General features: G+C 35.9%; 18 protein-coding genes. 10 read left to right on the top strand and 8 right to left on the bottom strand.

Annotated elements, in window-relative coordinates; all coding sequences use genetic code 11:
- Positions 1 to 11 precede the first annotated feature (11 nt).
- The 8 genes from CA730_RS23630 to CA730_RS23665 form a co-directional block, all read right to left on the bottom strand.
- Positions 12 to 674 carry a Na(+)/H(+) antiporter subunit B gene (locus tag CA730_RS23630; RefSeq protein ID WP_096671058.1) on the bottom strand — a complete coding sequence of 221 codons (663 nt, stop codon included), beginning with the start codon at positions 672 to 674 and terminating at the stop codon, positions 12 to 14.
- Positions 671 to 1,237: a DUF4040 domain-containing protein gene (locus CA730_RS23635; RefSeq protein WP_096671060.1), complete on the bottom strand. Its 567-nt coding sequence runs from the start codon at positions 1,235 to 1,237 to the stop codon at positions 671 to 673. Before CA730_RS23635 ends, CA730_RS23630 begins: the two co-directional genes overlap by 4 nt.
- Positions 1,230 to 1,508 carry a monovalent cation/H(+) antiporter subunit G gene (locus CA730_RS23640; RefSeq protein WP_096671062.1) on the bottom strand — a complete coding sequence of 93 codons (279 nt, stop codon included), beginning with the start codon at positions 1,506 to 1,508 and terminating at the stop codon, positions 1,230 to 1,232. Before CA730_RS23640 ends, CA730_RS23635 begins: the two co-directional genes overlap by 8 nt.
- On the bottom strand, positions 1,505 to 1,762 hold the full coding sequence (locus tag CA730_RS23645) for a hypothetical protein (RefSeq protein ID WP_096671064.1): 258 nt from the start codon (positions 1,760 to 1,762) through the stop codon (positions 1,505 to 1,507). Before CA730_RS23645 ends, CA730_RS23640 begins: the two co-directional genes overlap by 4 nt.
- The gene (locus tag CA730_RS23650; RefSeq protein ID WP_096671066.1) at positions 1,759 to 2,145 is read right to left on the bottom strand and encodes a Na+/H+ antiporter subunit E; all 387 of its coding nucleotides are present in this window, start codon (positions 2,143 to 2,145) and stop codon (positions 1,759 to 1,761) included. Before CA730_RS23650 ends, CA730_RS23645 begins: the two co-directional genes overlap by 4 nt.
- Positions 2,142 to 3,575, bottom strand: coding sequence for a cation:proton antiporter (locus tag CA730_RS23655; RefSeq protein ID WP_096671068.1), 1,434 nt, complete (start codon positions 3,573 to 3,575; stop codon positions 2,142 to 2,144). Before CA730_RS23655 ends, CA730_RS23650 begins: the two co-directional genes overlap by 4 nt.
- On the bottom strand, positions 3,572 to 3,907 hold the full coding sequence (locus CA730_RS23660) for a cation:proton antiporter subunit C (protein WP_096671070.1): 336 nt from the start codon (positions 3,905 to 3,907) through the stop codon (positions 3,572 to 3,574). Before CA730_RS23660 ends, CA730_RS23655 begins: the two co-directional genes overlap by 4 nt.
- A 116-nt stretch (positions 3,908 to 4,023) precedes the next feature.
- Positions 4,024 to 5,484: an aminotransferase class I/II-fold pyridoxal phosphate-dependent enzyme gene (locus CA730_RS23665; RefSeq protein WP_096671768.1), complete on the bottom strand. Its 1,461-nt coding sequence runs from the start codon at positions 5,482 to 5,484 to the stop codon at positions 4,024 to 4,026.
- A 72-nt stretch (positions 5,485 to 5,556) separates the two neighbouring features.
- Between CA730_RS23665 and CA730_RS25315 the strand changes: the two genes are divergently transcribed.
- From CA730_RS25315 to CA730_RS23710, 10 genes are all read left to right on the top strand, one after another.
- Positions 5,557 to 5,967, top strand: coding sequence for an ATP-binding cassette domain-containing protein (locus CA730_RS25315; protein ID WP_096671072.1), 411 nt, complete (start codon positions 5,557 to 5,559; stop codon positions 5,965 to 5,967).
- A gap of 10 nt (positions 5,968 to 5,977) precedes the next feature.
- A complete protein-coding gene (locus tag CA730_RS24770; protein ID WP_157750052.1) occupies positions 5,978 to 6,130 on the top strand; it encodes a hypothetical protein in 153 nt (50 codons plus the stop codon).
- 123 nt (positions 6,131 to 6,253) lie between these two features.
- Entirely contained in the window at positions 6,254 to 6,445 is a 192-nt protein-coding gene (locus CA730_RS23675) for a 2-oxoisovalerate dehydrogenase E1 subunit beta (RefSeq protein WP_096671074.1), read from the top strand.
- A gap of 5 nt (positions 6,446 to 6,450) precedes the next feature.
- Positions 6,451 to 6,765, top strand: a complete 315-nt coding sequence (locus CA730_RS23680; RefSeq protein ID WP_096671076.1) for a hypothetical protein — start codon at positions 6,451 to 6,453, stop codon at positions 6,763 to 6,765.
- Between the two features lie 366 nt (positions 6,766 to 7,131).
- Positions 7,132 to 7,962 (top strand): squalene/phytoene synthase family protein, encoded by an 831-nt coding sequence (locus tag CA730_RS23685; RefSeq protein ID WP_096671078.1) that lies wholly within the window; start codon positions 7,132 to 7,134, stop codon positions 7,960 to 7,962.
- A gap of 85 nt (positions 7,963 to 8,047) precedes the next feature.
- A complete protein-coding gene (hpnJ, locus tag CA730_RS23690; protein ID WP_096671080.1) occupies positions 8,048 to 9,481 on the top strand; it encodes a hopanoid biosynthesis associated radical SAM protein HpnJ in 1,434 nt (477 codons plus the stop codon).
- A 106-nt stretch (positions 9,482 to 9,587) separates the two neighbouring features.
- Positions 9,588 to 10,439, top strand: coding sequence for a hopanoid biosynthesis-associated protein HpnK (gene hpnK / locus CA730_RS23695; RefSeq protein ID WP_096671082.1), 852 nt, complete (start codon positions 9,588 to 9,590; stop codon positions 10,437 to 10,439).
- Between the two features lie 123 nt (positions 10,440 to 10,562).
- Positions 10,563 to 11,012 carry a hypothetical protein gene (locus CA730_RS23700; RefSeq protein ID WP_096671084.1) on the top strand — a complete coding sequence of 150 codons (450 nt, stop codon included), beginning with the start codon at positions 10,563 to 10,565 and terminating at the stop codon, positions 11,010 to 11,012.
- A 20-nt stretch (positions 11,013 to 11,032) separates the two neighbouring features.
- Positions 11,033 to 12,037: a pentapeptide repeat-containing protein gene (locus CA730_RS23705; RefSeq protein WP_096671086.1), complete on the top strand. Its 1,005-nt coding sequence runs from the start codon at positions 11,033 to 11,035 to the stop codon at positions 12,035 to 12,037.
- A gap of 44 nt (positions 12,038 to 12,081) precedes the next feature.
- Positions 12,082 to 13,137, top strand: a complete 1,056-nt coding sequence (locus CA730_RS23710) for a J domain-containing protein (protein WP_096671088.1) — start codon at positions 12,082 to 12,084, stop codon at positions 13,135 to 13,137.
- The last annotated feature ends 335 nt before the right edge of the window (positions 13,138 to 13,472 follow it).

Below are 13,472 nucleotides of genomic sequence, written 5' to 3' on the forward strand. Positions count from 1 at the left end.
ACTCCCATTTTTCATAACAAACCTCGATAACGAATAAAAATCAAAATCACAGCCCAAGAACCTAATGCTACTTTAACAGCAACTAGGATATTTAATATTGGCAGAATTCCACCACTAAATAATGTTCCTAACTCTCCATGTGGTAATTCCATTCCTGACAAAGTTATCACTGCTAAAACAATGAAAACTAATACGGAAACCTTTTCCCAGATAGCCGCGTGCCAACGTTGGTAAATATCCTGCATCCATTGGTATGATGAGGTAATTGCTATCAGTCCGATTGCTGTCCCTCCAGCGACTCCAGCCGCAAAACCACCCCCCGGACTCAAATGCCCCCTAATTGCTAATTCAATGCCCACTAATGCCGCAATTGTCGCCCCTAGACGAGCTAATATTATTGATGGTTGATCTTTAAATTGATAGATGCTGCAAGATGGTTTTTCATTAGCTAATAAAAAATTAGCTCCGAGAATGGCAATAGTAAAAACAATAACTTCAAAGATTGTATCATATAGCCGATTTCTGAAAATAATTCCTGAGACTGCATTAGGAACTCCACTTTCTTTTACCACTGTTTCCACAGTAGAAATATCTAGTAAATTCGGTTCTGAATGAGGCATAATCAACATTTTCACAAATAAAGCTATTCCGGCTAAAATGTAAACTAATTTCATAAAGTTTGCTCCCCTGAATCTAAAACATTGAAATATTTTAAAGTGGTTTTTGGTGATGAAAGTTCACTTTTTACGATGTTGTAAATGCGTTGCACTCTAATCACAGTTTGGTATGTTTCTTCTGCTTCCACAACCTTGTCTAATTGCACACAACTAGCATGAATTTCTTTTTCAATTAGTGCCTGTTGTAAAGTTTCTTGAGTAGGATAAGGTACAAGTTCTAGACGCAAATAATGTTTATTAAAAATGCTGCGGAAATCGTTTATTAATTGTTGAAAATTTCCATCTTGATTTTTTTCTATTGATTGATATTCCATGATCCCAAGACGTAATACTAAGGATGAACGAACTGCGATCGCATACAAAGTAATTGATAGCATTGTTCCCATTAATGCTTCTGTTAAAGCCACATCTGCTGCACCCAAAACTGCATCTACCATTGCCGCAACTGCACCCAGTACCCCACGAATTACTAAGGCATGATAGGGGTTAGTTTGAGTTACTAACATTCCCGCAGTTAAGGGTAATAAAGCAATGATTAAATAGAGATAAGTATCATTCATTTTTTGCCTCTTCTGTTGAACAGTATGCTAATACATAACCAAGCATAGTATTCCAAATTGCTAAGGAAATAATGCCAAGAATAAGTAGTGGCCATTCACTGGGTATTTTCAGTAACAGTCCGACAATAATCATCATTGAACCTAAAGTATCAGCAACAGAAAGTCCATGTAATTTGAATAATACTGATCTGTTGCTGACTAAATGAGAAGTTCCCCAAAACCAGAAAACTATGCCTATACCTATGCAGGTATAACTAAGAAAGTTGATCATACTTCACCTAATCTTCTGAGTATATGTGCTAATAACATTAATCCGGCATTTCCTACTGTCAAAATAATCGCTGCAACTACACCAATCATCCAATCATCGCGCAAAACGGAAACTACGAGAATCATGATAGCCACTTTACTGGAAATGCTGCCAAATGCTAACATCAACTGCCAAGTATCATCTGTTTTCCAGGCTTCATAGATGGGAATTAGTAAAGCCAAAATCATTGCTATTAAGACTATTTCTAAGTTCATGCTTGTTTTTTCCTGGGTTTAATATAGTGAACTTCATACCATCCTTCTTCGTGGTATTTCAAAACTATGGTTTTAGGGGTAAAGGTAATCAGAAATATATCGAAAAAAACCAATAATGGTGATCTGTTGAGTTTGACTTTCTCCATGATAATTTCTTCTTGTTTATGGGGACGGAAGATAATTTCAAATGCCTCCATAAAAGCTACCGGAATGGCAACAAAGATTTTAATTATTACCTTTAACCAAGATTTTAATTTTTCTGGTGATGACTTACCACGTGGTAAAAGTAAGGCAATAATTACACCGATGATAATATTTGTTACACTCACATTCGCTGTGAGTAATAACCAAATTGACAGTCTTAATATGAAATGTCCAATCATGGGAAAGCCATCCAAAATAATATGATTAAAGTTAGACTCATGACACCAACTAAATGCTCAAATTCTTCAAATACACGAGGTAGAGATATTGATAAATTTTTGAAAATTAAATGATATCCTAACCACCCCGCAGCGATAATTGCGATTGCTTTTGTAATATTGGTGATTTCATAAGCTGGAAGATAGATAATATTTGCCACAAATAATCCAGTAATCAAAAAGATTACTGATATCCAAAAACCGGATTTTGTTTTTTGTTCTTCTGCTGTTGTATGGGGGAGAAAAATAAATTTGGCAAAAGATATGGCTGTACCAACTGCGGCAATATTCATCAGTATCAATTGCCAAGATTCTAAATTTTTCGTCGTTGATACTTTTGCTGCAAACCCTGATAACAAAGGAAAACCAGAAATTGATAAACTAGCAATAACTAAAGGTATCCAAATTGTTGTATGAATGGGTTTATTTTGCAGTTCTTTAAAATTGCGACTGGGTAAAGAACCCGCAATCAAAAACAAAGATGATTTGACTAATCCATGAGTGAGGGCATAAAATCCACCTACAGCCGGTGCAGCGAGAATCCAGCCTAACTGGGAAATAGTGCTAAATGCTAACAGGCGCTTGGTATCCTTTTCAAATACAGCATAGGAGACACCCATTAAAGCTGTTCCCATACCAAAAATTCTGACTATGGTATCAATTTCTTCGGAAACGAATGCACAACGTAATAAAGGCAAAACACTGGCTTTAACGACAATTCCTGACATCAATGCGGAAACTGGTGTTTCTGATTCAGAATGAGTTAAAGGTAGCCATAAACCGGATACAAAAATCCCCGCTTTGATTAATAATCCCAGAAAAATTAATGCTAGTGCTTCTGGTGGTGATCCCTTTAAACTGGCAAAACTAAAGGAATGATGTGTCTGATAAACCAGCACTGCACCAACCAGATAAAACAACATTGCAGTATTACTAACAAAGAGATACCGTAAACCTACCCAAATTGAGCGATCGCTACGAGAATAAGCAATTAATAAAAAAGCCGCAATACCGCTTACTTCTAACGCCACATATAGACTAATGAAATCTGCACAGACAAAGGCAGCATTGAGGCTACCATGCACAATAATCATCTGGGCATAGAAAAAAGCCGTTTTATCACTGCGCCAGCAGTAGAGGGCAACAGCAGCCGTTACCAGTGCATTTGTTAAAATAAAGTAACCACTTAAATCATCGGCTACTAAAGTAATACCAAAACTATCCAGTAAATTCAGGGTGATGGGTGATCGTTCGATAAATAGCTGCAACCCATAAGCAGCAGAAGCAATAGTCCCCCACAATGTCAAATGTCGGTTAAGTTTGGGGACTAGAAAAATGATGAATCCTAGAAAAAATGGGGTAGCAATCCAAGTCAGTGTAATGGTATTCATGGTGTATTATTTTTCTCAATCTCGTTACTTTCCAATGTGGGATTATCCCGTGCTAATTTCATCACACCAACTAGCATCAAAGCCTGTATCGAGAAACCGATGACTATTGCTGTTAATATCACTGCTTGGGGAACAGGATCAGCATAAGCAATATTTTTTACATCTGAAATAATGGGAGTAAATAACCCTTCTCGTGATGCAATTAGTACATAAAAGGCAATCACACCTGTACTCATCACATCCATAGAGACTATTTTCATGACCAGGTTTTTTTTGAGGATAATCCCAAAAAAACCACAGAGTATTGTTACCAGTACACACGCTTCTAACACGGGAATTATTTAATTTTATGATAAAGTGCTAACTCTATATAAGCACGAATTTTTAGTGCCAGATTAAATTTGCCACTAAAATATTCTTATGATTATTATAGGTATACCTAGATGATTTATGTTTTTACAACTTTTAAAGTTCTCAAACTACTATCTGCACAACCTGTAATAAAACCACCCATTTTTTGAATTTCTTGCAAATATTCTAAAGCTGATTTTGTAATGAGTTCTCCAGGCATTAATACAGGAATTCCTGGAGGATAAGGGCAAATAATTTCCGCACAAATCCGGTTTTGAGTTTTCTCGAAAGACAAGATTTCACTATTAGCAAAAAAAGCTTCACGGGGAGAAATAGATATAATATTACTTGTATTATTTTTTCTGGGTTTACACAATATATTTTGAATTTCTAATGGATTAATACGACTAAGATTATTTAGAGATATAATTAAATTTTGAATATCTGTTTCTGTATTTCCTAAGCTAATAATAAATGTGAGATTTTGCCAAGATGAAAATTCTGGAGTTACATTAAATTTCTCATCTAAAATTTCTTCGGCTGCAAAGCCAGTAAACCCTAATTTACTAACATTAACTGTTAATCTAGTTTTATCTAAATCTATAAATTCCGGTGATTTTTCTTTTTGAGAAAGGGGAGTAGATAAACCAGGAATTTGATTAATTTGAATTCTGGCGGCTTTCCCTAATTCTAAAGTTTGAGACATGAGCTTTTTTCCATGTATTGCCATTTGCTGACGGGCAGCATCTAGAGAAGCCAAAAGGATAAAACTAGGACTGGTAGATTGTACTAATTGTAAGGCTTTATTGACTCTATCAATATCAATGATTTTACCTTGAATATGTAACATTGATGCCTGTGTCATTGCCCCCAGTGTTTTATGAATTGATTGTACAGTTAAATCTGCACCTGCGCTTAAAGCTGATATGGGTAAATCGGGATGAAAATGGAAATGTGCGCCATGTGCTTCGTCTACAATTAAGGGAATATTATATTGATGAGTAAGGTGTACAAATGCCAGCAAATCTCCACAAACACCATGATAGGTAGGATAAACTATCAGCACTGCTTTGGTATCTGGATGTTGTATTAATGCTGCTTTTAATGCTTCTGGTGTAATGCTGTATGCAATATCTAAATCTGAGTTGTATGCAGGATTTATAAAAATAGGAATTGCACCAGAAAGAATCAATCCAGAAATAACTGAAGAATGGACATTTCGCGGCAGAATAATTTTATCTCCCATTTTGCAAGTAGCAAGAATTGCTGCTTCAATTCCACAGGTAGAACCATTAACTAAAAACCATGTTTTCTCAGCCCCAAAAGCCTCCGCTGCGAGTTCTTGGGCTGCGAGAATTACGCTTTCTGGTTTGAATAAATTATCTAACTTTGCTAATTCCGTTAAGTCAGCCCGAAAGACATCTTTACCGATTAAATCGGTTAAGAATGGGGAAATGCCAGTACCGCGTTTATGTCCTGGGGTGTAAAATGGGGCGTGAGGACGGTTTTTACAGGCTTTTAAGGCATCTATCAGGGGGGTTTGGTTTTGATTGAGCATTTTTGGCGGAAAACCAGCGATAAACATTAAGTATCTGCTAGACTACACAAATGTTTATTCTGTTTTATTTATATGTATACCTACAAGCTAAATCGCATTATATTCAACAACGGCTTAGAATTGCAACCGGGAAATATTACTGTTATTATTGGTCCCAATAATGCTGGAAAAAGCCGTGCTTTGAAGGATATTGCTGGGAAAACAACGAAAGAACGATCTTTGCAAGGAATTGTTGTTACTGATGTTGAGTGGACATCTCCAGCTAGTTTACAAGAGATACGCGATATCTACAATGTAGAGCGATATCAAGATGAAAATGGTAGTTGGATGTTCCGTACATTAGCCAGGACTTACGCAACTGGCACATTGGTAGGGTGCGTCAAATATCAACAATCTGTTTATTTGCAGGATTTATGCAGTCTGACGCACCCTACAACAGATTTTTGGTGTGACACTTGCGTAAGTCCTAAATCCATGTGGTGAGTTAGAGTCTATGCTGGTACAACAAGGTATTGCATACACAACAGATAAAAAAGAATGGATTACAAGGGCGTTGAAACTTTTACCTAGACTGGAAGTTAATGAAAATGAATACCCTTGGAAATTTATTAAAGCAATCCAAGAGTATCTTTTGGATGTAAATTAGTAAATAACATAAATATATTTCTTAGCTATGTCTACAGATGCCTAAGTTAATATACCTTCAAAGCTAAATTAGGCGATCGCTATTTCTGCTATACAATAATGTCACCCTCAAGAAAATATCCCCATGATTGAAATTATATTTCTCGTTGAAGATGATCCAGATGGTGGTTATACAGCCACAGCATTAGGTCAATCAATTTTTACTCAAGCTGATGATATAGAAACACTGAGAGTAATGATTCGTGACGCTGTTCACTGTCATTTTCCTAATGAACAAAAACGTCCTAAAATTATTAACTTACAACACATTATCTAAACAAAATGAACTTAAAAGATATCAAAATAAAATTATTCCCCATCTTCAAAATTATATCCATTACACTCACAACTAGTGCAGCCGGCTTAGAATTATGGAATATCCAAACATCAATCACTAACAGTCAAATACCAAGTGTCTTAACTCCAGCTTTAATTATCACTCATATTGTGCTGTTGGCTCATTTTCTCGAAGCCTTAATTGCTGCTTATTATGCACCTGCTCACAATCAAGCATCAATCAAATATGCGGTTTATACATTTTTTGTGGGTATATTTGGTTTATTAGAATTATTTAACAATGATCAAGAACAAGGATGAAAGGACTAGCGCTGATTTAATCTTGTTACTAAACTTTGTTTGTGTTCGACAACCGCTTATTATACAATATACACAGAATGTCAGTGCAAAATAAATCCTGGCTTTAGGCTACGTCCCTTATTTGATAGCCTGCACGGCGTAGAAGTAGCACAGGTGTGTCCTCTTGAGTGGGGCGCACCTTTAAGGGTTTTGGGCATTTTTCTGATAAGCTCGAAAATTGTGTTAAATATGACACGATTGACTATGTATTTCTAGATTGAATACTAGAGTGTTTATGCTTTTTAAGGTTTAATAAAGACTAAATCTAGTATTATCGAAAAGTCGGAAATTAGGTGTGGTGTGAAAATCAAGACAGGAGTGAACAAAATGGATTTACGTGTAGATGCGTTGCAAATCCTTAAAGACACTAGTAGAACTTTTTATATCCCAATTAGTATTTTACCATCAGGATTACAAGAAGCAGTGGCATCAGCATACTTGTGTATGCGTGCCATTGACCAAATTGAAGACGATCCAAACTTGGATAACGAGACTAAAAAACGCCTGTTGCAGAATATTAGCCTCACATTGCAAGCTGGAGTAGATGGTTTTCCGCTGGATGCTTTCTCTGTAGGTTTTAAAGGTTACGAAAATTCTTTACAAGAAGTTAGTTTAAGGATTAGAGAATGGTCAATATTAGCCCCTGAAAGTATTGCTCCGCGAATTTGGGATGCAACAGCGGCAATGGCTGATAGAATGGCTTATTGGGCAGATAAAAATTGGAAAATAGAAACAGAAGCGGATCTAGACCGTTATACATTTGGGGTGGCTGGTGCTGTGGGCTTGTTACTCTCAGATTTATGGAACTGGTATGATGGAACTCAAAGCAACCGCACTCAAGCCATAGGATTTGGTAGGGGTTTGCAAGCGGTCAATATTCTGCGAAACAATGGTGAAGACCTCACTCGTGGGGTCAACTTTTACCCAGCAGGTTGGGATAATGACAATCTCCAAGAATATGCCCGTCGCAATCTTATCTTAGCAGATGCCTATACGAACTCTCTGCCCAATGGACCGGCTTTGCAGTTTTGCCAAATTCCTTTGGCTTTGGCTCATGGCACTCTAGATGCTTTGGCTAGTGGTAAGGAAAAACTCAGTCGCAGTGATGTTGTTTCCCTGATTGAAAACCTGATGGGTATAAACGCCAAAGCCAGTTAGGAAATAGGGAACGGGGAACAGCCGAGTTGAGGTAAATTCCCATTACCCATTACCAAAATAAAAAATTTGTGCGTGATAACTATTCATGAAAACTACTTTATTTCTGAGTCCACCTTCTTTTGATGGGTTTGATGGTGGTGCGGGGGCGCGATATCAAGCAAAACGAGAAATTACTTCTTTTTGGTATCCGACTTGGTTAGCACAACCAGCGGCTTTAGTTCCTGGTAGTAGGTTAGTTGATGCACCTCCTCATGGGCAAACTGTGGATGAGGTCCTGAAAATTGCCAAGGATTATGAATTGGTAATTATGCACACTAGTACCCCATCTTTGGCTAATGATGTTAAGTGTGCTGAAGCTATCAAACAACAAAACCCCAATGTACAAGTTGGGTTTGTGGGGGCGCACGTTGCGGTTTTACCAGAGGCAACTTTGCGAGAAAATCCGGTAATTGATTTTGTGTGCCGCAATGAGTTTGATTATACTTGTAAGGAATTAGCAGAAGGAAAACCTTGGGATGAAATCAAGGGTTTGAGTTACCGGGATAAGTTGGGGAATATCCACCAAACTGAGGAACGTCCTTTGATTCATGATTGGGATGCTATGCCCAGTGTGTTGCCGGTTTATGCTCGTGATTTGGATATTAGCAAGTATTTTATTGGCTATTTGCAACATCCTTACATTTCTTTTTATACTGGGCGGGGTTGTCCAGCCAAATGTACTTTTTGTTTATGGCCACAAACTATTGGTGGACATTTATACCGTCATAAAAGCCCCGATGCTGTAGGCAGAGAAATGGAAGAGGCTAAGGTTCTCTTTGGGGACAAGGTGCGGGAGTATATGTTTGATGATGATACTTTTACCATTGACAAGCATCGAGCGATCGCAATTAGTAAACACATGAAGCTACTCAATTTAACTTGGAGTTGCAATGCCCGTGCAAACTTGGATTATGATACTCTAAAAACTTTACGAGATAATGGTTTAAGATTGTTATTAGTAGGTTTTGAATCTGGCAATCAAGAAGTTCTCAATAATATCAAAAAAGGTATTAAGCTAGAATTGGCGCGAGAATTCATGAAGAATTGCCATAAACTTGGTATTACTGTACATGGAACTTTTATTATCGGGTTGCCAATAGAAACTAAGGAAACTGTAGAAGAAACAATTCGCTTTGCTTGTGAGTTGAGTCCCCATACAATTCAAGTTTCTATTGCTGCACCTTATCCCGGTACAGAGTTGTATGAACAAGCCAGAGAAAAAGGTTGGTTTGCGAATGAGTCTTTAGTCGCAACTTCCGGTATTCAAACTTCAACTTTGCAATATCCCAGTCTTTCGAGTGCAGAAATTGAAGATTCGGTTGAAAAAATGTATCGCAAATTTTACTTCCGTCCGAAAGCAATTATTCCGATTGTGCGGGAAATGTTGGCTGATAGACAAATGTTAGTTCGTCGTTTGCGAGAAGGTAAGGAGTTCTTTGGTTATTTGAATGAACGTCGAACTCAGGCTTTAGCTAGGTAAATTGTCTGAATCAGGATACCCAGGATTACAGGATTAACAGGATTAATTAAATTAAATCTTCTACATCCTGATTCTGACATTTTTAATCCTAATTATCTATATACCAATGTCTTATTTAATTATTAATGCTGATGATTTCGGGTTTTCCCAGGGTGTGAATACTGCTATTATTCAAGCCCATGAGGAAGGCATTTTAACTAGCACTAGTTTAATGGTAACTGGTGATGCTGCACAAGAGGCGATCGCACTGGCAAAGAATCATTCTCAGTTAGCAGTTGGGTTACACCTGGTTTTAGTTTGTGGTAAATCAGTTTTACCACCTTCGCAAATTCCCCATTTAGTAGACTCTCAGGGTAACTTTTCCCATAACCCGACCCAAGCAGGATTAAGTTATCAATTCAATCAAGCTACCCGTGCAGAATTGCGGTTAGAAATATATGCTCAATTAGCAAAATTCCGTGATTCTGGTTTAAATCTGGCTCATGTTGATGGACATTTACACCTTCATGTACATCCTGTAGTTTTGAAAATTTTAACAGAATTTGCAACGGAATTTCAGATTAAATTTATCCGTTTACCATCGGAAGAACTCACCAAAAATCTCAAAATTGATCAACGTAACTTATTCACTAAAATCATTTGGTCTCTTGTTTTTGGACAATTACGCCGTTATGGAGAAGGTTTATTAAAAGCTCATAACATTAAATTTGCTGATAGGGTTTATGGATTGTTACAAACTGGTGACATGAGTGAAAAATATTTACTCCGTTTGATACCACAAATAGAAGCCGAATTGGTAGAAATTTATTCTCATCCTGCTTTAGTAAATACTGATATAAATCACGGTGGTGAAGTAGAATTAGCAGCTTTGTTGAGTCAAAAAGTTAAGAAAAGATTAACAGAAAGTCATTTTCAACTCATTAATTATCATCAGATCCCCTCTTTTGTAAGAAATTAGTGAGTTGTTAAAATTATGTAACAAATACGTAATAATTTTATACATTTTGATATACATAATTCAAGATAATTATGATATTCTTGACTATAAATATACTTAGTATATAAAAATAGGGATGTATTTATGACCACAGACAATCAACTTGATCAATTATCTGATGATGATAAAAAGTTATTTGAGGAACTGATAAAATCAATTTCACAAGCTGAAGAAGCAAATAATATTTTATTAGATTTATTAGATAGTAAAGACTTAGATTTAGATTTACCAAAATTTAGAGAGAATTGTCAAAAATATTTTACGCAAAAATTTAATTTAGAACTTTTTAATTCATCTGGGAATTTGGCACGTATCGCATCATTACCAATGAATAATAATGATGTTACAGTAGCACTTATTCCTGTAGGTGCAAATTTCAGAAAATTAGCAGAAAAATTAGCAGAAGTTACAAAAACAACGAGTAATGCTTTAAAAAATTCTGCTGATATTATTAAATGTCGGCAAGATTGTGAACATGATCCAAATTCCCAAGAATGTAAAGATTGTCAACGTATTTTAAATAAAGGAAAATAGAATATTAAATAGCAAAATTCATGAATCCAGATCAACCGCGGCAAAAACCTAATATAAATAAATCATCTGGTATTCAAAATAATTCTATTTCTGAAGAATTATCAGATGTCAATAGAATACGTGAACAATTTGCAGAAATAGCTAATATTTCTGATCCTCTAACTCGTGAATATAAATTCTCATTGTTAGAAAATGAAGCACAAAAAATAGGAATATCACCAGAAAACTACCGTCGTTTTTTTGAAACATATTTACAAAACAAAATACACATTCCTCAGTATCCACAGAAATGGTGGTTATTAACAGAATGGATAAGTTGGTTGACTAAATTTCCCAAGAAGATAAAAGTAGGAACAACTATCTTTTTAAGATTACTAGAAAAAGGAGTATTAATCAGTTTAATAGTATCTTTAATAGGCTATTATCAGGAAGCACCAAAAAGAAAGCAACAAAATCATTATCAAGCGTGGGAAATAATTAATGGTGCTAAAGGTCAACCTGGTAGTGGTGGTAGAATTGAAGCATTAGAAGAACTAAATAAGGATCAAGTTAGTTTGCGTTATGTAATTCTTGATGATGCTGATTTAAGTGGAATAAATTTGAGTAATGCGTTATTAATTGATGCTAGTTTTAAAAGCACTAAATTAACTTGTGTAACACGAGATAATGGTAATAAAGAATGTACAAAAATTCGTAATGCAAATTTGTCTTATAGCAATTTACAAAAAGCAAATTTATTTGATGCTGATTTCCAAAAATCTAAATTTCGGTATGCAGAAATGCAAGGTGCTAAATTAAGAAATACAAAACTTCAAGGAGCAGATTTTGAAAAAGCAGAATTACAAAATGCAACCTTTCCAGGTGCAGATTTGGAAAGTGCTAATTTTATTGGAGCTAAAAATCTCACTCCTGAACAAGTCAAATCTGCCAAAAATTGGGAAAAAGCCTGTTATGATCCAGAACTAAGAATAAAACTAAATCTACCACCTGAAAACCCTGATTATTGTAATAATAAATTAAAATAATAAATATATTTCTTTTATCAACCCTGAGCTTAATTGCATCTGCTATGGCACGCAAAACAAAAACAGCATCCTCAGCTACAGTCACTCCTCTCGCGCTTTCTGACTTACATCTCCAGTTACAGGGTTTAGAGAAGGAACATGAATCTTTATTAAAGCAAATTAAGAAAAAGCGGACAGAATTAAATAACTTTGTGGAAAAAATGCGTTCTTTAGCGACAGAGGTGTTTCATCGAGTTAGTCCGAATATGAAAACAATGGCAGAATTAGATGCAGAAATTCATGCTTTGTTTGCCGAAATTTTAAATACAAGAAAAATGGGAAAGCAAACCCAGAAAAATATAGAATCACTATACAGAAGTTTGCAAATGGGAGGAATTATTAGTTATCAAGCTATTGATGAAGAAGAAGATGATAATGACGATGAATTAGATGAACTATTTGAAGATGATAATTACCAAGAAAATCATCAACGTCGTCGTCAATTTTGGGAAGCAGAACAGGATTCGGAATCGCCAACAGTCCCTAGAACAGATGAATCTAGGAAAGTTCGTCAGACATTTTTGCGGTTAGCAGAAATCTTTCACCCTGATAAGGTTAAAGACAACGAAACCCAAATGACTCACACGGAAATCATGAAAGAAATTAATAAAGCTTATCAAGAAGGAGATTTAGCACGACTTTTAGAAATTGAACGTAAATATGAAGTCGGAGAAAAAATTAATAATAACAGCGAAGATGATTTAAGTCGCAAATGTAAAAATATAGAACAACAAAATCAAATTCTCAAAAATCAATATGAGAAATTGAAACAAGAACTCCGGTTAGCAAAAAATACCCCAGAAGGAACGATGGTTGCTGATTATAAAAAAGCAGCTAAACAAGGGGTTGATTGTATTGAAGTGATGTTAGAAACTATCCAATCTCAAACTAAGATAGTTGCGGAAATTCGTGATTTTGTGAAGGGTTTTAAAGATAAGAAAATAAGTATTAAAGAATTTCTCGCAGGACCAGAAAGCCTCCGTTCTATACAGCAAGATATGATGGAAGAATTAATGGAAAAAATTATGGGAGAATTTGGAGATATGATGGATTTTAATTAGCAAATTATTTCAATATTTGCTAAAAATTATTAACCGATTTCTTAATTATGAATTACCCGATATTTTTGCAAATCGGCTAAATTACAGGCTTCCAAAACTACTGGAGGTGCAACACCAGCTTCTAAGAGGGTGTTTGAAAAGTCTCAATCCATACTAACCCTGGCGACTAGAAGTCGCGGCTACACAGACAAAACCCACCTATTCCTTCGGAACGCTACGCGAACGTGGGTTAAGAACCTTAATTTTGTGTTAGTCCATGTATCCCTTACGGGACCGTAGGAATAGGTGGACTTGGTTTGTGTAGTCGCGTTCGCGTCAGCGTGATTATTCCTAGG

The sequence above is a fragment of the Dolichospermum compactum NIES-806 genome (assembly GCF_002368115.1).
Classification (GTDB): Bacteria; Cyanobacteriota; Cyanobacteriia; order Cyanobacteriales; family Nostocaceae; genus Dolichospermum; species Dolichospermum compactum.